Below are 23,619 nucleotides of genomic sequence, written 5' to 3'. Positions count from 1 at the left end.
TGCATAAAAGATTTCTAAAAGAAATCTAAAGAAAACCGAAAATCTTACAGCACGTCCGAAGTTCCAAAAGGATCCTCATATACTGCCATATCTCCCAGACGCTCTTCAATCCTGAGCAGCTGGTTGTATTTGGACACCCGTTCCGACCGGCAAGGAGCCCCGGTCTTGATCTGTCCGGCATTAAACGCGACTGCGATGTCTGCTATGATAGGATCAGCGGTCTCGCCGGAGCGGTGGGATACGACCGTCTTGTAGCCTGCCTTTTGAGCCATCTCAATCGCATCGAATGCTTCTGTGAGCGTTCCAATCTGATTAACCTTGATCAGGATGGCATTGGCCACTTCCCGTTCAATTCCCTTCTTAAGCCTTCTGGTGTTGGTGACAAACAGATCATCCCCCACCAGCTGCGTATCCAAGCCCATCCTGGTGGTCAGTAGTTCCCATCCTTCCCAGTCCTCTTCATCCAAAGGATCTTCGATGGAGGCAATCGGGAATTCTTCCGCAAGTTCTTCATAATAATCAATCAGTTCTTCCACTGATCGGATGACTTTATGGCCGTGCATCCTGCCTTCGCCTTCAAACACATATTTCTTGAAACTCTTGTCATACAATTCCGTGGCCGCTACGTCCAGCGCTATGACAATGTCTTCTCCCGGCTTATATCCGGCCTTTGTGATGGCCTCCGTGATGAACCGCAGGGCTTCCTTGGCATCCGGAAGATTCGGCGCGAATCCGCCTTCATCTCCCACCGCCGTACTGTATCCCTGGTCTTTTAAGAGTTTCTTCAATACGTGGTATATCTCAGCGCACATTCTAAGACCTTCCTTGAAGCAGCACGCACCGGTGGGCATGATCATGAATTCCTGGATATCAATAGTATTATCCGCATGCTTGCCGCCATTCATGATGTTCATCATTGGCACCGGCATCTTCTTGGCATTGGTACCTCCCAGATAAGCATACAGCGGCATATGCAGCGCGCCTGCCGCTGCCCTGGCTGCTGCCATGGACACTCCCAGCATAGCATTGGCGCCGAGATGAGACTTATTCTGGGTACCATCCAGCTGCAGCAGGATGGCGTCAAGGGCCGGCTGTTCAAATACATTCACGCCGATCACTGCCGGAGCGATCTTGGCATTCACATGGTCTACCGCCCTTTCCACTCCAAGGCCGCCATACCGCTCTTCCCTATCCCTGAGTTCTACTGCCTCATACTGCCCGGTAGACGCGCCGGACGGCACACTGGCCCTTCCCAGGTATTCGTCCCCTGCCAGCACTTCCACTTCTATAGTCGGATTCCCGCGGGAATCTAAGATTTCTCTTGCGTATACATCCGTAATCGGTAAATACTTATACATCGCTTATCTCCTCCTTCATGGAGGATATTATGTGTAATTAATGTTTTTCTAATGCAATAATGGACTAATATAGCCTTCTGTATATTTCTGCCATCTGCTGCAATGGCAGACACCGCTCAGCGGATAGGACATTGCATGGACAGCGCCCGTACCCGCATTCCCAAATGCGATTCCTGCAAGGTTGCTGACCGTCAGGAATTCATCAGCAGTTTTATGCTGAACATCTCTGTATACAGATTCGCCTTCGGAGAAACGTAGGACTACTTTTCCATCTCCTTGCTTACATTATTCTTCTTCCAATATAGCATGAATTCGTTGACATTTCTACACGGCAGATTTACAATGCAGACAAAGGAGGGAATTATGAAATCAAAATTAAAAAGTTTCTTCTTATTAACCTTCAGTACCATTATTATGGCAGTAGGCATCTACTTCTTTAAATTCGCCAACAACTTTACGTTTGGCGGAATCACGGGACTTGCGGTCCTGGTAGCGAAGACAGGCCGGATCTCTGCCAGCGATTTTACGTTTATCGCCAACATGGTGCTTCTTGCCGTCGGCTTCGTGATCCTTGGCAAGAAATTCGCGGAAAAGACAGCCTACTGCAGCATCCTTTTGTCTGTCACCTTATCCGTATTGGAACGGCTGTATCCATTGAATCAGCCGCTTACCGATCAGCCGGTGATGGAACTGGCTTTTGCCATCGCGCTTCCTTCCCTTGGCTCCGCAGTACTCTTTAATATCGGCGCATCCAGCGGGGGAACGGATATCATTGCCATGATCATGAAAAAATATACCAGCACTGATATTGGAAAGGCTCTTTTGATCACTGACTTTATTATTACCATTGCCGGCTGCTTCGTATTCGATATCGAGACCGGGCTTTATTCTTTTCTGGGACTTGCCGTCCGCTCCTTTATGATTGACGGCTTTATTGAAAGTTTGAATCTATCCAAGTATTTCAACGTAGTGTGCACAAGTCCCAAGGCGATCTGCGACTTTATCAAGGATGACTTGCACCGAAGCGCCACCATTGTTCTTGCCCAAGGCGCATTCTCCGGCGAGGATAAGTATATCATCTTTACAGCGCTTAATCGGATCGAGGCCGTCAAACTCAGGAATTTTATTAAGGAAAATGCGCCGGACGCATTCCTTCTTATCTCCAATACCAGCGAAATCATAGGAAAAGGGTTCCACTCCATCTAGAGCGGAACCCTTTTGTTCACTTTTTATGCTTTCATAGCCTACTGAACTACCAGTCCTTGTGCCTTGATCACATCGACTACCTGGCCCACATATTTGGCGCAAAGTTCATCCGTGGCCGCTTCCACCATTACCCGGATCACCGGCTCGGTTCCGCTCTCCCTTACCAGGATGCGTCCGTCATCTCCCAGCGCCTCTGCCACTGCGTCGATTGCTTTCATGACCTTAGGATTCTCCCTTGCCGTCTTCTTATCTGCCACCCGCACATTCTGAAGCAGCTGCGGATAGATCTTCACATCCTCGGCAAGCTTGGCAAGACTTAACTTCTTCTCCAGCATGACTTCCATGATCATAAGGGAGGTCAGGATGCCGTCTCCCGTGGTTGCATGCTTGCTGAAAATGATATGTCCGGACTGTTCCCCTCCGAGAGAGAAGTTATTCTGAACCATATTTTCATAGACATACTTATCGCCCACGGCAGTCTTCTCATATTTCAAGCCTACCTTGTCACAGGCTTTGTATAACCCCAGGTTGGACATGATCGTAGTGACAATGGTATCTCCGTTGAGGCGTCCGTTTTCCTTCATATACTTGCCGCAGATATATAAGATCAAATCGCCATCTATCACATTGCCGTTCTCGTCCACCGCGATGCATCGATCTGCGTCTCCATCAAATGCGAATCCCACATCCAGATGATTTGCCTTTACATACTCCTTGAGCACCTCAATATGGGTGGAGCCGCAGTTCGTATTGATATTGGTGCCGTCGGGCTCGCAGTTGATCACAAAAGTCTTTGCCCCCAATGCATCATAAACGCTCTTTGCAATGGCAAACGCGCTTCCGTTGGAACAGTCCAGGCCCACCTTCTTATCTTCAAATGACCGGGTAGCCAAGGAGATCAGATAGCCTATGTAACGGTTTCTTCCTGCCGCATAGTCTACGGTACGGCCGATCTCTTCCTTCTTGGCAAGCGGCAGCTCGCCCATCTCGCCATCTATATAACGTTCTATCTTTTCTTCTACTTCTGCCTCCAACTTATGTCCTTTTCCGTTGATCACCTTGATCCCATTATCATAGAAAGGATTGTGGCTGGCGGAAATCATGATTCCACAGTCAAAATTCTCCGTCCTTGTCACATAAGATACGCTTGGCGTCGTCGTAACGTGGAGCAGATACGCATTTGCCCCGGATGCCGTTAGTCCCGCAACCAGCGCATACTCGAACATGTAGCTGCTTCTTCTGGTATCCTTTCCGATCACGACCTTGGCCTTATGATCCTGGCCATAATACCATCCAAGAAACCTTCCCACTTTGAATGCATGTTCAACCGTCAATACCTCATTGGCTTCCCCGCGGAATCCGTCCGTTCCAAAATATTTTCCCATAGCAATACTTCTCCTTCAAATCATTTGCCATATTTACCGATTTTTTTGCACTATCAGCATTCACATCTTTACTATTATATATTTTTTTTACTCTATATACAACCCAAATGTAAAAAAATAACGTCAAAAGGGGCCATAACATTATCAGAAGCATTATGCCCCCTTTTCTATTCTTACCTGTCTCTACTTCGCTAATATGCTTCTTGCAACACTTATGCCATTGGCGGATGCCTGCTGAAGCCCTCTGGTGATGGAAGCGCCGTCGCCCATTGCCCGAAGACCTTTTACGCTGGTCTCAAAATCCTGATTCACGACCACTTTATTGGAATAGAACTTCACTTCCACGCCATACAAAAGCGTCTCATCGGAAGCGATACCCGGGGTCACTTTGTCAAGCGCCTGGATCATCTCATCAATGGCTACCATGATCCGGTGCGGGAATACCAACGACAGATCTCCCGGAACAGCGTCTTTCAGCGTCGGCACGATGTTGTTGCGGTTCAGTCGTTCCTCGGTAGTACGCCTGCCCCGCCGGAAATCCCCATAGCGCTGCAGAAGTATCTTGCCATCGCACAGCATATTTCCAAGCTGCGCGATCTGCTTGCCATATTCAATGGGTGATTTGAACGGCTCCGTAAAATTCTTGGAAACCAGCAGCGCAAAGTTGGTATTATTTGTCTTCATATCCTTGGATTTATAAGCATGGCCGTTTACCACTGCCAGGCCGTCATCGTAATACTCCGTTGCCACTTCCCCTGACGGGTTGGTGCAGAACACGCGGACTTTATCGTCAAACGTCGGCGTATAATATACCAGCTTCGCCTCGTAAAGCTTCTCATTGAGTTCCTTCATGATCTCATCCCGGACTTCCACACGTACGCCTACATCTACCGTGCCGTTGCGCGTCTCGATCTCATGCTCCTTGCAGATATGAGAGAACCACTCTGAACCCTCTCTTCCGATTCCCGCCACAATCTCCGGCGCATAGAATTCTTCGCCCTTATCCGTCACGACTCCTGTTGCAGCGCCGTCTTCCACGATAATATCCTTGACCATGGTCATGAATCTGATCTCAACGCCGCAGGATTCCAGATGCTCCTGAAGCCTGGTATAGATCTTATATCCTTCCTCGGTTCCAAGATGGCGGATTGGACATTCAATCAGCTTCAGGTTCGCGCGGATTGCCTTGGCGCGAATATTCTCAATGGCCTCATAATCCTCGATTCCATAGACCTTCTGATCTGCTCCGAACTTCAGATAGATGTTATCTGCTTCGTGGATCAGTTCTGCTGCCCTCTCATATCCCAAAATCTCAGGAAGCGTTCCTCCCACGTCCGGGGAGAGGGATAATTTACCATCCGAAAATGCTCCGGCTCCGGCAAATCCCGTAGTAATAGAGCAGGGCTGGCAGCCCACGCAAGTCTTAGTCTTTCTCTTCGGGCACTGTCTCTTCTCGATCGAACGTCCCTTTTCAATCATTAAAACCTTCAGATCCGGTTTTTGTCTCATCAATTCATATGCGCAGAAAATCCCGGAGGGACCCGCGCCTATAATAATTACGTCATACAGATTCATGCTATCACTTCTCTCCTAATGTTTCAGGGCTTTTTACACTTCGACTATCATACCATTGGGGACATAAAAAAACAAGGCATTAATTAGAAATTATGATCCTAATTAATAACCCTGCCTAATATATCGTCATCGATAATCTCCAACAGCGAATGGGACATCAGAAATTCATAAAACTTAAGCGCCGTATCCGCGGATATCTCATCCGTTTCATACAGCAGCCAGTATTTGATCCCATTTACCAAAGTGATGGACTGGAATCTTAAGAATATCTCCTCGCTAATGATGGGCGCGTCCTCTTCCACTTTCAGAGGATGCTTCTCTATCAGTTTCCGGGCCACGTCGTAGATCCTCTGATACAGCATCTCTTCAAAAGAATTCTGTCCCTCTACTTCAAAGACTTTTCTATAATACGCCTTGTCCGCTCCCATCTTGCGGAACAGCATCTTCATTGCTTCCAGCGCCATATCCATGGAAATAAGTTCTGTCACGCTTTGAAAGACGTCTTCCCATAACAGCCATTCCATGACCTCATATTTATCTTGAAAATAATTATAAAAAGTAGGCCGGATGACCCCTGCCGCATCCGTAATCATCTTAATTGTTATTTTTTCAAAAGACTTTTCCACCACCAGTTCTTTAAATTCCTCGCCCAGCAAAGCCTTTGTCTTTTCGCTTCTACGTTCCATTCAATCACCCTTTGTCACCATTTGCCTTCCAGTATTTGTGGAATATTATAACACAGATGCCACCAAGCGCACAAGGAACCATATAGGTTGCAAACCGGTAGAGCAGCATGGCGGAAGCCGCCTCGATGCCTCCCGCGATCCTGGAAAACAGCAGTATGAACACTCCCTCCGTGCTGCCAAGCCCGCCAGGCGCGGGAATAATGCCCGCCAGCATCAATATTAGCGAAGTGACGCAGGCCGTCTCAAAAATTCCCGATCCCGCAGGGTGCAGGATCATATACGGAATCACGTACCAGCAGCCCAGTTTTACCAGTTCCATCAGCAGTACCAGGATTATATCCCTCCTGTCCTTCATAAGGTTCGCCGTCTCCTGCCTTAGAAGCATGCCTTTGCCTTCCATCTGCATAATCTTATCTTCATATTTGTGCTTTCTGTCTGCTTTTCTTCCCAGCCATGCCAGCGTACGGTGGAACCGTTCGGATACGCAGGCCAGTATCAGGACCAGACAGATGACGGCAGTCAGGCCATAGCCCAGAATCAGTTCCATGCGGTATTCTCCAAACCAACGGTTCATATAGGGGCCACAGAAAAGGAATCCTGCCCCTCCAAACACAGCCACCGCAATCCTCTGCAATACATATTGGACTGCACAGATGGCAACCCCTTCCGGCACCTGGATCCCTTTCTTATATAAAAAATATACTGTCGCTGCCGCCGTCCCGCTTCCAAGGGTAACCGTACGGTAAAACGCAGTATAGTAAGAGCAGGCGATGCCATCCCTGTAATGAAAATCATTCTGATGTCTCCTGGCAAGCCAGACATATACTAGTCCCTCCGATAGGTTATAGAATACGCCGCAAAGGCAGATTCCAAGTATTGTCTGCCCTGCCGTATCCGATATTTCCTTTTGTATAGAAAAGAAGGAATCTCCAAATAACAGACAGAGGATGATGAGGACTATTACAATGAATATGATTTTCCACCAGTTATTTTTCTTCAAGGGGATTCCTTCTTTCCTCGCAGAACAAAGAATGTGCTCTGCACATTCTCGCGCCTCCGGCGGCCGCCTGCGACAATTTCGGCTTACGCCGGAGTGCGCATCCCCCGGATGGTTCTTATATCATAGGGAACGGAGTTCCCTATGATATAAGAAAGGTCAGCTTGCCGACTTATGGCTCTGCTTATAATTTTCATAATTCATCTTATGATGAGGATTCTCTTCCCATATCTTCTCGGCGGTTTCCTTCCAGTTCTCGGCATACTCATGACATTTGCCGCACAGATGCTCCACCGTCTCAGGCGACTTAAGGTCCGTAGACTTTGCGCCTGTCTCCTTTACCATACGCATCAGGATCTCCGGATTCTCAAGCATCGGGCATGGCCGCAGATGATTGCCGTTGAATGGCTGATTATCCCTGTATGCCATAAACAAGGGCTGCCTGAGCGCATCCAGCAGAGAGACTTCCCTGATATTCGCGCTGGAATAATGGATGAATACACACGGTTCTACATCGCCGTTGGGATTGATATGACAATAGTTCCGTCCGCCTGCAATGCAGCCGCCTACAAACTCACCATCATTCTGGAAATCCATGGCATAGATCGGCTTACCGCCTTCCATTGCCCGGATTTCCCGTATCCTGTGGTACATGTACTCCCTCTGCTCCTTCGTTGGCAGAAGTTCCGGCGCCGCATCGTTTCCCACCGGCATATAGTGGAAATACCAGGTAAACCGGCAGCCTTTTTCTATAATCAGATCCAGGAATTCATCCGAAGTCACCGTATCAATATTCTTGCTCGTATAGCAGATGGATGTCCCGAATATCTGCCCGGACTGCTTTAGCAGATCCATGGCATGCATTACCTTGTCAAATACCCCGTTCCCTCTGCGAAAATCATTGACCTCTTCAAAGCCTTCCAGACTGATAGACAAGGAAAGATTCCCCACTCTTCTCATATCCTCGCAAAACGCCTCGTCTACCAGCGTCCCATTGGTAAATGCATGGAAGGCACAGTCATTATGCTTCTCGCATAGTTTTATAATATCGGCCTTACGTACCAGCGGCTCTCCGCCGGTATACATATAGAAATAAATCCCCAGTTCTTTGCCCTGGGTAATGATTCCGTCCAATTCATCGAACGTAAGATTCAGCCTGTTGCCATATTCTGCTGCCCAGCATCCGGTGCAATGCAGATTGCAGGCGCTGGTGGGGTCCATCAGAATCAGCCAAGGGATATTGCAGTCATACTTTTTTCTCATCTCCCGTATGGTCTTGGTCCCATAAAGTCCTGCTTCATAGCCAAGATTCAGGGCCGACTGGCGGATGACATAGGGATCCACCTCGTCCAGCAGACGGTTGATATACTTCATCCATTTACTCTCAGGATCCTTTATCATACACCTCGCAGCCTCATAATTCTTGCTGTCAAAATGGCTGCCCATATAGCGTTCTGTCAGATCCACCAGTTGAAGCATTCCTTTTTCCCTGTCCTTATTCATGTGCCTTAGCACCATGTCGATCGCGGTTCCATACGCGCCTCTTGCCGCTTTGTGTGATAATGTACTCATAATATGCTTCCTCCTTCTTCTTTCGTTCAATCTATATATAATAGTGGATTACTACGTCCGCGCTGGCCAAAAGAAGCATTGCGCCCCCGATCCAGTATGCATGCCTGTTGTGCTTCAGGCCAAGCCTGTACCCTGCATATACGCCAAAGATAACCTGCAGGACTGTTACCGGAAATAATGTGATCGCCTGGGCAATCACCTCTGTATCCAAAAATCCCATCCCTACGCCTGCCATAAATGCATCTATGCTGGTCACCAGAGCCAGAACCGTCGTCGTCTTCCATTCGATCGCATCTTTCCGGCGTTCCAGGACCTGTTCCCTCTTCACGCCCTTGCATATCATATAGATTCCAAGTCCCGCAAAGATCAGTACCGTTATTCCTTCCCAGCCATCAGCCACATTCTTCGAGTGGTCTGTCGGAACTGCCGGAAGCAAAGTGACCAGATTGCCGATAATCAGGCCTCCAAGCTGCATCCCGCCAAATAAAAGGCTAAGCCCGGCCAAATTCCTTGCAAGGATCTTCGAAAAACCCGCCCCAAGATATGCCACCGCCACAAATACATCAATGGATAGGCCGATGGAGATAACCAGAATCTCTGCTATGGACATCTGCATCACCTTCCTTTAAAATCTATTGTAAGGGAAATATTCAGAAAATTGAATGTACAAAGAAAGACGAACGTCTAAAGAATACTACATTTGGGGAGATTTGTAGTGAAATTGGCGTACGCGAGGGAGGGGATGGAGCGGATTCTTCGTCCTGTCCGCTTCCCTGCAGAATCCGCCCCATCTCCACCCTCGCTGTCGGCAATTTACCGACAACGTCATGAGGTGTGCTGGCGTTCATGTACACCTTCTCCACCGCGATAGTTTCTTGAACTTTAGTGAACGCCAGGCGTCTGCAGGGGGCAGGTGCCTTTACCTTTCCGTCGGATGAGCCGTAGGAACTGTTACTGAAAATGCAGCCAAAATAAGGAATGGGGATTTTGCCACAAGCAAAATCCCCAAGTGCCTCTGAGACGGGAAATCATCCAAATTTCCTGCCGAATAGGCACGGTTTCCTTATTTTGACTGCATTTGAAGTTACAAATCCAAGGCGAAGCAAGTCGGAAAAGAAAAGCCACCTGCCCCCTGCAGACGCCGTCCTTCTTCCAAGTTCCAACAAACCACGCCCAAAAATCCCTAATGATGGAACAGCCGGATTCCCGTAAAGGACATCACCATTCCATACTTATTACAGGTTGCGATCACATTGTCGTCTCTAACAGAGCCGCCTGGCTGTGCAATATACTTCACGCCGCTTTTATGGGCGCGCTCGATGTTGTCCCCAAACGGGAAGAAAGCGTCTGAGCCAAGGGCTACATCTGTCATCTTGTCAAGCCATTCTCTCTTTTCTTCCCTTGAGAATACTTCCGGCTTCTCTTTGAAGATTGCCGGCCATGCATCATCTGCCAGGACATCCATATAATCGTCCCCAATATAAAGGTCAATGGCATTGTCCCGGTCAGCGCGACGGATGGAATCCACAAATGGAAGGTTCATAACCTGCGGGGACTGTCTCAGCCACCAGTTGTCAGCCTTGGTGCCTGCCAGGCGCGTGCAGTGGATTCTGGACTGCTGACCTGCGCCGATGCCGATCGCCTGTCCGTCTTTTACGAAGCATACGGAATTGGACTGGGTGTATTTTAATGTGATCATAGAGATGGCAAGATCAATCTTGGCCTGCTCTGTCAGTTCCTTGTTATCCGTCACGATATTGGAGAAGAATTCCTCATCGATCCTCAGTTCATTTCTTCCCTGCTCAAACGTGATGCCGAACACATCCTTGTGCTCCAGCGGCTCCGGCACATAATCCGGATCAATCTGGATGACATTGTAATTGCCATTCTTCTTCTGCTTCAGAAGTTCGAGAGCCTCCGGCTCATATCCTGGCGCAATAACGCCATCGGATACCTCGCGCTTGATCAGCCTGGCCGTGTCCACATCGCACACATCGGATAAGGAGATGAAATCTCCGAATGAAGACATGCGGTCTGCTCCCCTGGCTCTTGCATATGCACAGGCAAGCGGGGACAATTCTCCCAGATCATCTACCCAGTAGATCTTTGCCAGCGTATCGCTCAGCGGCAGTCCTACGGCCGCCCCCGCCGGCGATACATGCTTGAAGGAGGTTGCTGCCGGAAGTCCCGTGGCCTTCTTAAGCTCGCTTACCAGCTGCCACCCATTAAACGCGTCCAAGAAGTTAATATATCCCGGCCTTCCGCATAATACCTGGATGGGAAGTTCCCCGCCGCCTGCCATATAGATCCTGGATGGCTTCTGATTTGGATTGCAGCCATATTTCAACTCTAATTCTTTCATCTTCTCTTGCTCCTTTGCATTTATTATCCTTGCCTTTTGACTTACTGGTTCTTATTTACAATCCTGGTCGCACATGTACCGGAAGCGATATCAATGTAGCGGACGAACAGAGACACCTTATTGTCTTCATTCAAACTGTTCCACAATGTATCTGTAAATGCATCTATATCATCCGGAACCGCGATCAGTTTCGGCTCACCCTCAAAACTTGGCAGCGGGTCGCCGTCACACTTGTATGTATGGATAAAATGTCCTTCGCCTGCCGCCGGGTTCTCATATGCGAACGTATAGCGATTACAACTGTCCGGACTGCCGTTATTGCTCTTTAAGATAGACATCGCATAGTTATATGTGCCATTCTCGATATGCATGATTCCCGAAATCCTTGGCGTATAGTTGGGACCGTCCGGCTCAAACTCCCTGCTTCTTAATGACTGTTCAAACGTCATCTGCTTGTCCATTCCCTCATAGATGGTATCCGTCTGGTCTCCATTTGTTACAATTGTCTTATTGCCAAGCACACGCACTGGCGCATAGATAATCAGGCTTGGATCAGTCAGTTTAGACGGATCATATGCCTGCGTGCGGATGCCTTCCCCATCCTCCACAAAGATTCGGTTGCGGCTGTTAACGCTTCTTCCCATAATAAAATAAGCGGTTACGGCCTTGGTCCCGTCAGTGCTCCTGCCTATGATAATCCCGCGTCCCGGATATGAATTTCCCTGCAGTTCTTTCTCAATTGATAACATTTCCATGAATACATCTCCTTTTTTCATTGGTTTTGACCTGTTATCTTATTATATATAAAATACATGGGTTTTTCCAGTGGTATTTGAAACTTCTTGAACCTCCTGTTGAAGCAGCTGTTTCTTGATGTTACAATTAATACAGTTATTATAATTTTATATTTAAGAAAGGAATGAGGGTTAGCGTTATGAAAAAGAAAATCATCCTATCCGCCGCCTTCCTGCTGTCCATGCTATTCCTGGCCGGATGCGGCAAGGACTCCGCCGATAAATACGTCGGCGAGGAGATTACTTCTATGAAGAAGGAAAAGGCGGATTGCTTCGCCGCCGTTCTGGAGGATGGAATCGCCAAAAGCAATCAGGAGTATGTACTCCAATTCCCGGAAGAACTAAAGGAGCCCTATCAGAAGTTCCTGCAGGAATGCTTCAAGACCATAGAGTTTGAAGTAGCCTCCGCCAAAAAGGGCGATGACGGAAACTATAAAGTGGACGTCACCTATACCCCGCTCAATGTGGGAGAGACCTTAAAGTCTTCCGACAGCGAGAAAGCCAACGCCTTGAAATCATCCGATCTGACTGCGGAGACTTCCGCCCTTCTTGAATCAGACGCAAAAATACTTGCCGATAAGCCAAAGTACCAGGCCGAAGTCATCTCGACTTTGGAGGTAAAGAAGGATGGGGATTCCTTCGCTATAAGCAACGACAGCCTGAAAGCGTTTCTTTCCCAGGCTTTGTATGACTGCATGGAGCCATACAATGCAGTCTGTGAAATCCTGGACGTCCAGAACTTTATGCAATCTTATCTGGATGCCAGTTTTAAGGGAGAAGTAGAGCAATTTGCCAAACATACCAACCGCACCGAGGAAGAGGCTCTTGCCTGGTATGAGACGGAGACGTTCGATCCTCCTTCAGACTTAGGCGAGGCCTATGTGCAGAGATATAAGGATGCCCTTAAGAACATTATGAAGCAGTGCCAGTACACTACAGGAATTCCCAAAAAGGATGCCGGCGGCTTCAATTACACTATGGATGTCACTGTCGTGCCAAATAACAGCCTGATTGATGCAATGAATGAGTTCCAGCAGGGCACTTATTATTCGATTGACGAGGTATCGGCAGGCCTGGTAGCAACCTTGGAAAAATATGCTGCGGCGCCTACTTTCGGGGAAGAGACCACGGTGAATGTGCCGGTGAATTTTAATTCCCTGATCTCCGCCGGGGAGGACAATGCGGATCTGACCAACTTATCCCTTCTGATTCTTCCCACCCCGGAATAGAATCGGGCATAAAAAACGGTTCCTGATCGGAACCGTTTTTTTAGCCTTTAGGAGTCGTCCCTCCATTTTCTTTTTATATCTTCATACTCTTCCTGCCTATTATCTGCTTCCCCGCCAGCGCCTTCCCGTCGCTTTTTCTTATTCTTCCAGTCGATCACTTCAGTCGCGATCAGCAAGATGCCATTCAGGGCAATAATAAACGGCGTAATAAAGACAATAAAATCTCCCATACGATCACCTTCCAGAATATGGCTGAAACTGCAGCATGACTATCTGCCGCTTCGTCTACGAGTGCCTTATATCTGTATTATAAACCTAAATTCCCTCTTTTATCCATTAATATAAAAATGTTACAAATTCATGAAAATATCATTAATTTTTTTATACATTTTACTTCTTGTCCTGATAAGAATCCAGGAGTAGAATGTATTAGGTTAAAAATAGAATTTGATCATAGGAGTTGAAATTATGCCGTCGGGAAATACAAAAAAGCGGGACTATCTATTTGATAATTATAAGGCGCTTCTGATCGCGCTGGTAGTAATCGGACACTTTATCGAACTCAGTTACAAGGATAACGAGTTCCTGTACGCTTTGAAATGGCTGGTAGTGTCTTTCCATATGCCGGCCTTTATCTTCATATCCGGCTATTTTTCAAAACGTGCGCTTTCGCTTGGCATCTTGTTCCAGAAGCTTGCCATACCTTATATTATATATGAAATCATCTATTACCTTGTTTACACCTTCATCATCCATAAGCCAACCGGGCTGTACCTGCTATACCCCAAATTCTCCCTGTGGTATATCCAGGCGCTGTTTTTCTGGCGGCTGCTGGCTCCGCATATCCGAAAGATTCCGCATTATATGGCCATTTCCATTCTCGCAGGACTTCTGGCCGGATGCCTTGATATGCCGGACAATTTCTTAAGCATTCCGCGTACCCTGGTATTTTTCCCTTACTTCCTGGCAGGGTCGGCATTTGACCGAAGCCTGCTTGTAAGAATGCGCACTCTGAAAAACCGGATGATCGCATGCGCAGGCGTTGCTGCCTTTGCATGCTTTCTGGCCTTTGACCCTTTCCCTAGGAATCTTTCTCCCAAAATCTTCTATGGAAGATATAACTATGATTATCTGGATCAGAGTATTATCGAAGGCGTCATCTGCCGGGGAATCTGCTATGGCATCGGCTTTGCCATGACGCTGGCGGTCGCATTGCTGATGTCTGGCCGCCGGACATTCTATTCCTATATCGGAACCCGGACCATGGCGATCTATCTGTTCCATGGCCTGGCCTACTCCTATCTGAAAGGCTGCACGGACCTGCTAAGGGGGATCGATACGCTTAGCGGCTCTCTTCTGCTGATCCTGTCCTGCCTGCTTATGACCGCTGCTTTTTCCATCCCGCAGCTGACTACTTTTACAAATGCAGTCTCTTCTCTTAGGCTGCCTCGTACTCTGCGCGTCCGCCAGAAGGATGGGACCGGGAAATACGCGCCAAACCTGCGTTCCATCTAGCGTGGACTAGTCCACGCTCTCCCCGGGCCGCACGATACGCTTTACCCATTCCTTCTTAATCTCCCAGATATTGCCGCAGACGTTGAATATGGTCCAGTTGTCGATCTCAAAGACCCGCTTCCAGCTGGCGCGGATGCGCTCTACTTCCTCCGGGAACATGCCCTTGTATCTGCCCTCAAAGAATTCAAACCCATTCTCTACCCCGATCTCTTTCAGGTGCCGCTTATAAGCGGCGGCATCTTCGTCATCCTTCGGAAGATAGATACGGTTCAGTACATAATCCCACTTCACATCATCAAAGTAAATGATCTGATCCTGGGGCACTTCCAGCACATAGACCACGGTATCCGGAATCGGCTTTAAACAGTTATCCGGGCTTATCGAGCACCAGATCGGGGCCTTTACATCCTCAGGCTTTGCCACTTTCTTAGCCGCCTCCCTGGTAAACCAGTCGTAGCTTTCCATAAATAAGGGGGCGATATCTCCAAAATGCAGTTCTACATAGATCCTTTCATTGATAATCCTGCCATTTCGCTCCAACTGATACAGGGTCTTATCATTCTGACGGGTATATAGATTCACGGTCTTCTGTTCCATCTGCTCATCCTCCTGCCGGTTATTCCGGTATCCTTATATTGTCCCGCTCTATCTCGTTATCTCCATGCGCCAGCACTAGCGCCTCCGGCACCTCAGGCATACTCCTGCGCCGATCATGATGACGGCGCCGGCCAGCAGATAGTATTTCTCGTCATAACTGCCTTTCTGCATGGAAAATGGATAGAACATTCTCAAGTATTTATCTCCGCTTCCTATCGCAACGATATAGTAGAAAAACGGTATCATATATCCTATCACAAGATTATCAGAAAGTCCGTAAAAGAACAACCCTAATCCGCCAAGGAACAGCATTTCCGCCAGAGTACCGCAATAATAGCCGGCAACCGGGAAACTGCAATTTCCTCTGGCAAGGATCCAGACGTATATCCCCAGAAGCGCTGCAAGAATCAGCACGCTTGTCATTAGCCGGATGCCATACACGATTCCACAGCCCGTATACTTGGAACGGATCAATTCCCGGATGTCCCGGTTCTGCTCCGGCAGAAACACCGACGGGATCATAATGATGCCAATGAGCGCCACGAACATTTCCAGTACCTTTGCGGTATCACGTTCTCCCAGATTGCTGGTGCCCAGCACTAGCGGGGAGGCGCACAGAAGCAGGGCGCAGGCCAGCAAATGCCACAGGACATTATGCATTAGATTGACTTTTCCGATTTGCAGATATCTTTCCACGAATATTCATCCTCCCTTTCCTTTTCTGCGAATAGATCCAGGCTGTCACGGATACAGCAATGACCGCAAGCGATGCATACAAGATTCTGTTAGTCAGCAGCTGCGAGAACCCCTCCTGGTATCCGCTGTAATTCAGAATCGTATTATGCCTGGGAATCAGATTCCATCCATACCTTCCTCCGTCCATCGTCTTCGCCCCCATAAAGATGGAGACGAACCACCAGGCTCCCTGTACCAGCACTGCAAGCGCAGTATCCGTCAGTTCTGTCAAGAGCATGCCAAGCGCCGTCACCACCATGACGGTGGGCAGCAGCCATCCTGCAATATACTTTGCAAATGCCAGGTAATCCACCGATATTCCGGCTGTTTTTGCATACGTGACGCAGCTTGCCAAAGGCTGTATGGACAGCGCAAAAACCGGAATCAATATCATGACGACCATAGACAGGTACCTGCTTGCAATGATCGTCATGGAAGAGGATCTTCGGACATAGATCAACTCCTGCATATTCGCCCTTCGATCCCGCAGTTCCCTGGTAACGGCCAGGAATACCGGAAGAATTCCCAGAATGATCACCATGTAGTCGCTGAAAAGGCGGGCATAGCCTCCGGTATAGCCGTCCTTTTGTACCAGTTCTTCGTACTCTTTCACCGCATCTTCATAGGTCTTAGGCTCAGATCCGTTATCTCCGAGCGAATCCAAAGCATAGGATGATCCGCCTCCCAGCATGTCATCTACTTCCTGCATGATCTCTTCAAACCGCCCGTAAGAGAGGCTTTCCAATGGCTCAAGCACTGGCCTGGAGGTAATGATGCCGCCGCTGTTTTCATAGAATTCATCTATCTTCTCTTCTATCTCTTCTTTGTCAAGCCCCGTGGCTTCTTTCAATATCTCTCCTACTTTCGCCTCTTCTTCCTTGCCAAGCGTCACTGACTTGACAAATCCGATGGGATAGGTCGTGTATCTTCCTTCGGCGTATTCGCCGGCAAGCATTCCCAAGGTTGCGCTCATAATGATATTCTTATCCTTGCTCGGCTTGACGCCATAATCCTCCAAGCCTTTTTCCGGCGCCTTCTCCATATCCATCTGTCCCATCTGGGAGGCGAAAAACAGCACCATGATGATCACCAACAGCCAATAAGTCAGGCTTTTTGCCGTTTGGGAACATTCTTTCATGAAAAGTTTAAAGAACATTATCGTCCACCCCGCTTCCCATGCATCAGATACAGATAGGCGTCCTCCACCCCTGCTTCGCAAAGTTTCGCCGACTCAAAGGGCCTGGTTTCAGATATAAAACGCGCCATCACATTATTACCCAGGGTAAGCATGCTGGTCACCACGTATTTTTCCTTTAATGTTTCCATTTCTTTCCTGCTGATTTCCGCCATATATACCTTGCCTTCTGCCAGGCTGGTCAATTCTGCAGCCGTACCCTGGTAGATCAGGCTTCCCTCGTCCAGCACCGCGATGTCCTCGCAGGTAGCCTCAATATCCCCCACGATATGCGTAGACAGAATCACAATCCGATCCTTTGCTATCTCGCACAGCAGATTGCGGAACCTGACACGCTCCTCAGGGTCCAGTCCCGCCGTAGGCTCATCCACTATCAGTATCTTGGGATCATGCAGGATAGCCTGGGCTATCCCCAGCCGTCTCTTCATTCCCCCTGATAATACTTTTACTTTTTTCTTCTGGTCTTCCTGTAGATTTACCTTATATAAAAGTTTTGGAATCTTCTGTTTTCTGCTTTTTTGATCCATGCCGGAAAGCACGCCCAGATAATCCATCGCCTCATATACCGTCATATTCGGATACATGGAGAATTCCTGGGGCAGATACCCTACGATCCGTCTGATTTCCCTGGCATCCTCCACCGGGATGCCACATATTGATACCTTTCCCTCGGACTTCTTAAGAAGCGTGGCCAGGACCTTCATAAGGGTCGTCTTTCCTGCCCCATTCCTTCCAAGCAGTCCGAACATGCCCGTCTTGATATAAAGATTCACATCCTTAAGCGCCTGTTTTCTGCCATAATATTGATTCAGGCCTTCTATCTTGATACTTATATCCATTCTGATTCTCCTCTCTTTCTATTCGGATATCTATAGCATAGAATACAAATATCTATATTTTCCCTACGAAATATTAAGATTCTCTTGATTCCTTTTTGCAGGAGAAGGATGCTGTGGCGATGGCACCGCCTTCCACGCTGTTGGCAATGTCCAGCGTTCCGCCGTGCTTGCGGCACAGCTGCCTGCAGATATGGAGCCCTATGCCGAAGTGTTCATCCTTTGCATCGTCTTCATACTCTTTATAATAAGGCCTGAGCGCCTTTCGCATCTGTTCTTTGGCAAATCCCGGCCCATCATCTCTGACTGCCAGGATCAGCTCGCTGCTGGCCGCATCATAGTCATCCATTACCTGGATCTTTGTCCTGGCATAGCGAATAGCGTTGGAAAGCAGATTCTCAAGTACTTCCACGATCAGGCTGTCATCCGCGTATATCTCGCATTCTGTTTCAGATCTGGCATAATCGATCCAGATATCCCCGATCTGGTTCAAGGCAAATACCACTTCTCCTATCTTGCTCTGTATCCCCTCAAGTGCCATATCCTCAGCCCGCAGCGGTACCTCGTCGATTCCTCTGACTTCTTTCATGGTATAGCTGTAGCGTTCCAGCCTCTTAATATGATCCGACATCAATTCCAGGGTATCCTGCATCTTTTCCTGGCTTACCTTGCCCTCCGGGATATATCTGGCCAAAAAATCCGTATATCCTTTTAATACCGTTAGCGGCGTTCGAAGATCATGGGCAAACGCCGCATTCAACTCTTTCTGCCGCTCCACCAGTTTCCACATGTTTTCCTTATTGCATACCAGTTCCTGGCGCATCTCTTCAAAGGACTGGCACAGCCTGCCCATCTCATCCCTGCTGTCATAGGCGTTCCGAAAGTCCAGATCATTTCCTCTGATGGCAGCCGCGGAGTCTTCCAGAATTGCAAGCGGCGTCCGAAGCCGCCTTCGGTAAAAAAGGCAGATCGCCACAATGATTCCTGCCAGGAAATAGAAGAACGGACACCACACCCGGATCATATCCAATACTATCAGCCTGCCATCTACCTGCTGCCTCCACATCGAATTCATCCACATCAAGCCATTTTCAACTATGACATTGCCTAAGTCATTGATACTGTCATATTGTTTCCACAGACTGTTCTCCCACTGCCAGCACAGGCGCATTGTAACAAAAGATAATGCCCATACGATAACGGATGTCAATAGGATATAAGCGATCATTGCCCTGCGGAAAGTAAGATTCCTCACCCAGGAAAACAGTTTTTCAAATTTCTCATTTATCCAATCCATCGATATCCCACTCCCCATACCGTCTCAATATATGCCTTATCTGTGTAACGGCTGATCTTTGCCCTGATTCTTCGGATATGCTCTGTTATGATGCCTGCATCTGCATCCCCTTCATACCCCCGGACCTTTTCATAGAGCTGCTCTTTGCTGAATACCTGTCCTGGATTGAGAGACAGAAGTTCCAGGATTCCATATTCTGTCTTGGTAAGCCCAAGCAAATCTTCCCCGATATATACGCAGCGTTCTTCATAGCGTATTGCCAGCGCTCCACAGATCTTCACCGGCTTTTTGCGCTTAATTCGTTCTTCCCTTCGCAGATGGGCTTCCACCCTTGCTCCCAGTTCTTCGATACTGAAGGGTTTCAATATATAGTCATCGCCTCCCAGCATCAGGCCCTTGATCCTGTCAGCCTCTTCTATCTTTGCCGTCAAAAAAAGGATGGGGCAGGAGACATGCGCGCGGATTCTCTCGCATACTTCAAATCCATCCAATCCTGGCATATTCACATCCAGAAGAATAATATCCGGATTCTGGGATATCTTCTCCAGTACTTCCATCCCATTTTCGGCCTCTATCACCTGGTAGTCCTGCATTTCAAAATAATCCTTTAACAGATGGATGATTCCCGGCTCATCATCCGCTGCCAGCATCTTTTTCTTTATTTCCATAAAAATATCGCCCTGCCTTTCGGGAAATATTATAGCATGATATTCTCTATAAATTCCCTATGCAGGACGATATTCAAATAATCTTAATCTTTAGAAAGATGGATCGGTCAGAGCCTGCCTTGCGAGCCCAAACATCAGAATAGGCGCTTCGACCATTGAAAGCGTCGCATATCCACATGATCGTCTATAAATCCTACCCCTTCTTTTTTCAGCAATTCCATCTGCCGGTTGCAGATGCCGCCGCTAAAGGCGCAGGATACATTACCATCCTTAGTTACCACCCGGTGGCAGGGAAGCTCGCTGTCTTCTGGCACAGCATGAAGGGCATAGCCTACCACCCGTGCCCACCGGCGGTTTCCCGCAAGTTCTGCGACCTGTCCATAGGAAGCCACCTTTCCTTCGGGAATCTCCCGGATAATATCGTAGATTCTCTCAAATGCGCTTTTTTCCTCTTTCATCTTCTTTCCATCCTTCTTCATCCTAGTCTTTTTAGCCGGGGACTTTCCCGCTATGTTAACTTCTGCGCCATGCCTCAATTGCTTCCAGCCGTTCCTTTACCCTTTCTTCTTCTCCCTGCGTGGTGGGCCGGTAGTATTTCCTGTCTTCCATTCCCTCAGGCATGCACTGCATATGCGTCAGCTTCTCTTCTGTATCGTGGGCATATTCATAGCCTTTCCCATAGTCCAGTTCCTTCATCAGGCTGGTAGGCGCATTGCGAATCTGTAGGGGAACCGGCTGGGCACGCAGATTCTTCACATCCTTCTTGCATGCCTCGCATGCCATATAAAGGGCATTGGACTTAGGAGCCACGGACAGATAGGTGACTGCATGGGTCAGGTGCACATCGCACTCCGGCATTCCCAGAAAATGACACGCCTGATAGGCCGCAACCGCCACCTGAAGAGCATGGCTGTCCGCCATTCCAATATCCTCGCTTGCAAAACGAATCAGCCTCCTCGCGATATACAGGGGATTCTCCCCTCCCTCCAGCATGCGGCACATCCAGTAAATGGCCGCATCCGGGTCGCTGTTACGCATGGACTTGTGAAGCGCCGATATCAAGTTATAATGTTCTTCACCATTTTTATCATATAAAAGGGACTTCTTGCTGATGCACTGCTCCAGTCCTTCATTGGTGACCGTCATGCCATCTGCCGTGATCTCGCCGTTTATCACCGCCATCTCCAGAATATTCAGCGCCGTTCTGGCATCCCCGTTGGCAAACGCCGCAATGGCCTTAAGCTGCTGCTGCGTAATCCGGACATTCTGGTCTTTTAGGCCCGCCGGGCTATTCAGGGCATTGGTCAATAATTTTACCAAATCCGTCTCTTCCAAAGCCTTCAGCACGAATACCCGGCACCTGGAAAGAAGCGCCGCATTCACTTCAAAGGAGGGATTCTCTGTAGTGGCGCCGATCAGGACGATGCTCCCTTTTTCCACAAATGGAAGGAAGGCATCCTGCTGGGCCTTATTGAACCGGTGAATCTCATCGACGAATAGTACGGTTCGAATCCCCATGCAGCGGCTTTCCTCCGCCTGCCTCATGACCTCCTTGATCTCCTTGATTCCGCTGGTGACTGCGCTGAAATTGATAAAATCCGCCTTCGTGCGTCCGGCTATGATACTGGCAAGCGTCGTCTTTCCTACGCCGGGCGGCCCCCAGAATATCATGGAAGATATCTGGTCTCGCTCGATCAGCTGTCTTAACATCCTTCCCTTCCCAAGAAGGTGCTCCTGGCCCACGAAGTCTTCCAAAGAAGAGGGCCTTAATCGGCTTGCCAGCGGCGCGCTGGCCTGCCGGTCGTCAAACAAGGACATCTGTTCCATCTTAATTCCTCCCGCACTTGCTAATAGTATGAGCTGCTAATTCCATATACATGTATCATACCACGCCGAACTTACGTTCGCAATCCATGTTTGAGCAAAATGTCCTAAAAATTATTCGCCCCCAAGATTGCCTATCCGCACTTGCTTCGTAGCCACCTTCTCGCAGAATGCCGCATCGTGCTCCACGAAGATCATAGCAGGCTTATATGCCATCAGCAGCTGCTCGATCTGTATTCTGGAGAGAACGTCAATGTAGTTAAGAGGCTCATCCCAGATGTACAGGTGGGCTCTCTGGCAAAGGCTTCTTGCGAGCAGCACCTTCTTCTTCTGTCCGGCGCTGTACTGCCCGATGTCCTTATCAAACTGGCTCCTTTCCAGATCCAGCTTCCTCAGCATTGCCTTAAACAGGCTTTCATCCAGATCATATTCCAGCGCCATATCTTCCAAGCTTCCCTGCAAGAATGAAGCATCCTGAGGAACATAAGATATCTTTATTCCTGTTCCGACCTGCATTTCTCCGGTGTATGGAATCTTTTCTCCCAGAATCATCTTCAGGATGCTGGATTTTCCACATCCATTTCTTCCTCTCAGACAGATCCTTTCCCCGCGTCTTACTTCGAAGTTCACGCCTTCGCATACTTTTCGTCCATCGTAAGAGATTGACACATTCTTAAGTTCTGCCAGCCGGTCCGTATGATATTCCAGGGGATAGAGTCTGAGTTCTTCCGCGGTATCAATATTCTTAAGCAGCCGGGACTTCTCCTCAACCGCCTGCTGCCTACGGCCTTCCAAAACCTTGGAGCGCTTCATCATCTTCGCGGCCTGATGTCCGATATGCCCCCTATCAGGCCTGAGGCCTGCTACCCGCTGGCCCTTTTTACTTTTCTCCACTTTGTCAGACCATTCCCCGGAGCGTCTGGCAGCCTGGCTCAACCGACGGACTTCTTTTTTCAATTTTTCATTTTGTTCCATCTCCTGCTGGTCTTTTGCCTCTTTATTGGCATACCAGGAACTAAAAGTTCCCTTCTGCACCTCAATATCCATCTTGTTGATGGAAAGGATATGATCCACGCAGGCATCCAGGAACCTGCGGTCATGGGATACCAGGATAAATCCTTTCTTGCTGTTCAAATACCGGGCCACCTTATCCCTTGCTTCCATATCCAGATGGTTGGTCGGCTCATCGATCAGAAGGAATCGATCCTCGCCTGCAAATAACACGGCCAGCATAACTTTTGTCCGTTCGCCGTGGCTTAGCGTTTCAAAAGGGCGGAATAAGACCTCTGCTGCCACCTCCAGCAGATTCAGTTCCCGGTAAATCCGCCATTGTTCAAAGCCGGGACAGATCTCTTCTAAAATCTCGATCGTCATACGCCTTTTATCCTTTGCTTCATATGGAAAATACGCAAATTCCATATTGGAAGATATTCTTCCCTGATATTCGTAGTTTCCCAAAAGCAGATTTAAAAATGTCGTCTTCCCGCGCCCGTTACGCCCAACAAATCCTAATTTCCAGTCCGTGTCTATCTGAAACGACACATGTTCAAATACGTTATCATAACTGCCCTCATAGGCGAAGCTTAAATCTACTACATCTATCAATGCCATAATGCATGCCCCCATTCAACTATTAAAACTTATCCAAAAAAGACTGCAGGAAAGCCTTCCCTGCAGTCTTGGCAGCACGTTCTTTTAGCATCTTGTCGCATGGATGCGCAAAGTCACTCACTACGTAATAACGTACGCAAAATATTCTCTATTTAAAGACGAATGAATTGCCTGCCC

At 48.3% G+C, this 23,619-nt stretch carries 22 protein-coding genes and 1 pseudogene; 3 read left to right on the top strand and 20 right to left on the bottom strand.

The features are described from left to right. Window positions 1-44: 44 nt before the first annotated feature. Both eno and HDCHBGLK_RS20205 read right to left on the bottom strand, forming a co-directional pair. Window positions 45-1,358 (bottom strand): phosphopyruvate hydratase, encoded by a 1,314-nt coding sequence (gene eno, locus HDCHBGLK_RS10875; protein ID WP_004605626.1) that lies wholly within the window; start codon window positions 1,356-1,358, stop codon window positions 45-47. A 102-nt stretch (window positions 1,359-1,460) separates the two neighbouring features. Next, window positions 1,461-1,559, bottom strand: a pseudogene (locus HDCHBGLK_RS20205) (hypothetical protein); the annotation flags it as partial. A 162-nt stretch (window positions 1,560-1,721) separates the two neighbouring features. Here HDCHBGLK_RS20205 and HDCHBGLK_RS10865 point away from each other — a divergent pair. Further along, entirely contained in the window at window positions 1,722-2,564 is an 843-nt protein-coding gene (locus HDCHBGLK_RS10865; protein WP_039909386.1) for a YitT family protein, read from the top strand. 38 nt (window positions 2,565-2,602) lie between these two features. On the opposite strand, the gene glmM is transcribed toward HDCHBGLK_RS10865, so the two are convergent. The 8 genes from glmM to HDCHBGLK_RS10825 form a co-directional block, all read right to left on the bottom strand. Continuing rightward, complete coding sequence (glmM, locus tag HDCHBGLK_RS10860; RefSeq protein ID WP_004605622.1) at window positions 2,603-3,949, bottom strand: phosphoglucosamine mutase; 1,347 nt, start codon at window positions 3,947-3,949, stop codon at window positions 2,603-2,605. 183 nt (window positions 3,950-4,132) lie between these two features. Then, entirely contained in the window at window positions 4,133-5,524 is a 1,392-nt protein-coding gene (locus HDCHBGLK_RS10855; protein WP_004605621.1) for an NAD(P)/FAD-dependent oxidoreductase, read from the bottom strand. Window positions 5,525-5,622: 98 nt separating this feature from the next. Continuing rightward, the gene (locus HDCHBGLK_RS10850) at window positions 5,623-6,210 is read right to left on the bottom strand and encodes a TetR family transcriptional regulator (protein ID WP_004605620.1); all 588 of its coding nucleotides are present in this window, start codon (window positions 6,208-6,210) and stop codon (window positions 5,623-5,625) included. Between the two features lie 4 nt (window positions 6,211-6,214). Next, window positions 6,215-7,210 (bottom strand): lysylphosphatidylglycerol synthase transmembrane domain-containing protein, encoded by a 996-nt coding sequence (locus HDCHBGLK_RS10845; RefSeq protein ID WP_004605619.1) that lies wholly within the window; start codon window positions 7,208-7,210, stop codon window positions 6,215-6,217. Between the two features lie 156 nt (window positions 7,211-7,366). Beyond that, the gene (locus HDCHBGLK_RS10840) at window positions 7,367-8,779 is read right to left on the bottom strand and encodes a radical SAM protein (RefSeq protein ID WP_004605618.1); all 1,413 of its coding nucleotides are present in this window, start codon (window positions 8,777-8,779) and stop codon (window positions 7,367-7,369) included. A 31-nt stretch (window positions 8,780-8,810) separates the two neighbouring features. Next, on the bottom strand, window positions 8,811-9,389 hold the full coding sequence (locus HDCHBGLK_RS10835) for a manganese efflux pump MntP (RefSeq protein ID WP_227060846.1): 579 nt from the start codon (window positions 9,387-9,389) through the stop codon (window positions 8,811-8,813). A gap of 573 nt (window positions 9,390-9,962) precedes the next feature. Continuing rightward, window positions 9,963-11,141 carry a phosphoribosylaminoimidazolecarboxamide formyltransferase gene (locus tag HDCHBGLK_RS10830; protein ID WP_004605615.1) on the bottom strand — a complete coding sequence of 393 codons (1,179 nt, stop codon included), beginning with the start codon at window positions 11,139-11,141 and terminating at the stop codon, window positions 9,963-9,965. A 41-nt stretch (window positions 11,142-11,182) separates the two neighbouring features. Next, the gene (locus tag HDCHBGLK_RS10825) at window positions 11,183-11,896 is read right to left on the bottom strand and encodes an IMP cyclohydrolase (protein WP_009248703.1); all 714 of its coding nucleotides are present in this window, start codon (window positions 11,894-11,896) and stop codon (window positions 11,183-11,185) included. A 179-nt stretch (window positions 11,897-12,075) separates the two neighbouring features. Here HDCHBGLK_RS10825 and HDCHBGLK_RS10820 point away from each other — a divergent pair, with 179 nt between their 5' ends. After that, complete coding sequence (locus tag HDCHBGLK_RS10820) at window positions 12,076-13,164, top strand: hypothetical protein (protein ID WP_009248704.1); 1,089 nt, start codon at window positions 12,076-12,078, stop codon at window positions 13,162-13,164. Between the two features lie 47 nt (window positions 13,165-13,211). Here HDCHBGLK_RS10820 and HDCHBGLK_RS10815 read toward each other — a convergent pair whose 3' ends face one another. Next, on the bottom strand, window positions 13,212-13,394 hold the full coding sequence (locus tag HDCHBGLK_RS10815) for a hypothetical protein (protein ID WP_004605612.1): 183 nt from the start codon (window positions 13,392-13,394) through the stop codon (window positions 13,212-13,214). A 238-nt stretch (window positions 13,395-13,632) separates the two neighbouring features. Between HDCHBGLK_RS10815 and HDCHBGLK_RS10810 the strand changes: the two genes are divergently transcribed. Next, on the top strand, window positions 13,633-14,679 hold the full coding sequence (locus HDCHBGLK_RS10810; protein ID WP_004605611.1) for an acyltransferase family protein: 1,047 nt from the start codon (window positions 13,633-13,635) through the stop codon (window positions 14,677-14,679). A 6-nt stretch (window positions 14,680-14,685) separates the two neighbouring features. On the opposite strand, the gene HDCHBGLK_RS10805 is transcribed toward HDCHBGLK_RS10810, so the two are convergent. From HDCHBGLK_RS10805 to abc-f, 9 genes are all read right to left on the bottom strand, one after another. Then, window positions 14,686-15,276, bottom strand: a complete 591-nt coding sequence (locus HDCHBGLK_RS10805) for a DUF3841 domain-containing protein (RefSeq protein WP_004605610.1) — start codon at window positions 15,274-15,276, stop codon at window positions 14,686-14,688. A gap of 75 nt (window positions 15,277-15,351) precedes the next feature. Next, window positions 15,352-15,972, bottom strand: coding sequence for a hypothetical protein (locus tag HDCHBGLK_RS10800; protein ID WP_009248705.1), 621 nt, complete (start codon window positions 15,970-15,972; stop codon window positions 15,352-15,354). Beyond that, entirely contained in the window at window positions 15,929-17,167 is a 1,239-nt protein-coding gene (locus HDCHBGLK_RS10795; RefSeq protein WP_004605608.1) for an ABC transporter permease, read from the bottom strand. Before HDCHBGLK_RS10795 ends, HDCHBGLK_RS10800 begins: the two co-directional genes overlap by 44 nt. Further along, window positions 17,167-18,045: an ABC transporter ATP-binding protein gene (locus HDCHBGLK_RS10790; RefSeq protein WP_004605607.1), complete on the bottom strand. Its 879-nt coding sequence runs from the start codon at window positions 18,043-18,045 to the stop codon at window positions 17,167-17,169. Before HDCHBGLK_RS10790 ends, HDCHBGLK_RS10795 begins: the two co-directional genes overlap by 1 nt. Before the next feature lie 73 nt (window positions 18,046-18,118). Next, window positions 18,119-19,339 (bottom strand): HAMP domain-containing sensor histidine kinase, encoded by a 1,221-nt coding sequence (locus HDCHBGLK_RS10785; protein ID WP_004605606.1) that lies wholly within the window; start codon window positions 19,337-19,339, stop codon window positions 18,119-18,121. Further along, window positions 19,327-20,007, bottom strand: coding sequence for a response regulator transcription factor (locus HDCHBGLK_RS10780; RefSeq protein WP_004605605.1), 681 nt, complete (start codon window positions 20,005-20,007; stop codon window positions 19,327-19,329). The genes HDCHBGLK_RS10785 and HDCHBGLK_RS10780 overlap by 13 nt, the downstream gene beginning before the upstream one ends. Before the next feature lie 134 nt (window positions 20,008-20,141). Beyond that, the gene (locus HDCHBGLK_RS10775; protein WP_025644749.1) at window positions 20,142-20,465 is read right to left on the bottom strand and encodes an MGMT family protein; all 324 of its coding nucleotides are present in this window, start codon (window positions 20,463-20,465) and stop codon (window positions 20,142-20,144) included. Between the two features lie 55 nt (window positions 20,466-20,520). Beyond that, window positions 20,521-21,834 (bottom strand): replication-associated recombination protein A, encoded by a 1,314-nt coding sequence (locus HDCHBGLK_RS10770; protein WP_004605603.1) that lies wholly within the window; start codon window positions 21,832-21,834, stop codon window positions 20,521-20,523. A 111-nt stretch (window positions 21,835-21,945) separates the two neighbouring features. Next, entirely contained in the window at window positions 21,946-23,442 is a 1,497-nt protein-coding gene (abc-f, locus tag HDCHBGLK_RS10765; RefSeq protein ID WP_039909385.1) for a ribosomal protection-like ABC-F family protein, read from the bottom strand. Window positions 23,443-23,619: the final 177 nt, after the last annotated feature.

This window comes from [Clostridium] scindens ATCC 35704 (assembly GCF_004295125.1).
Taxonomy (GTDB): domain Bacteria; phylum Bacillota; class Clostridia; order Lachnospirales; family Lachnospiraceae; genus Clostridium_AP; species Clostridium_AP scindens.
This window is presented reverse-complemented; position numbering and strand designations above follow the sequence as displayed.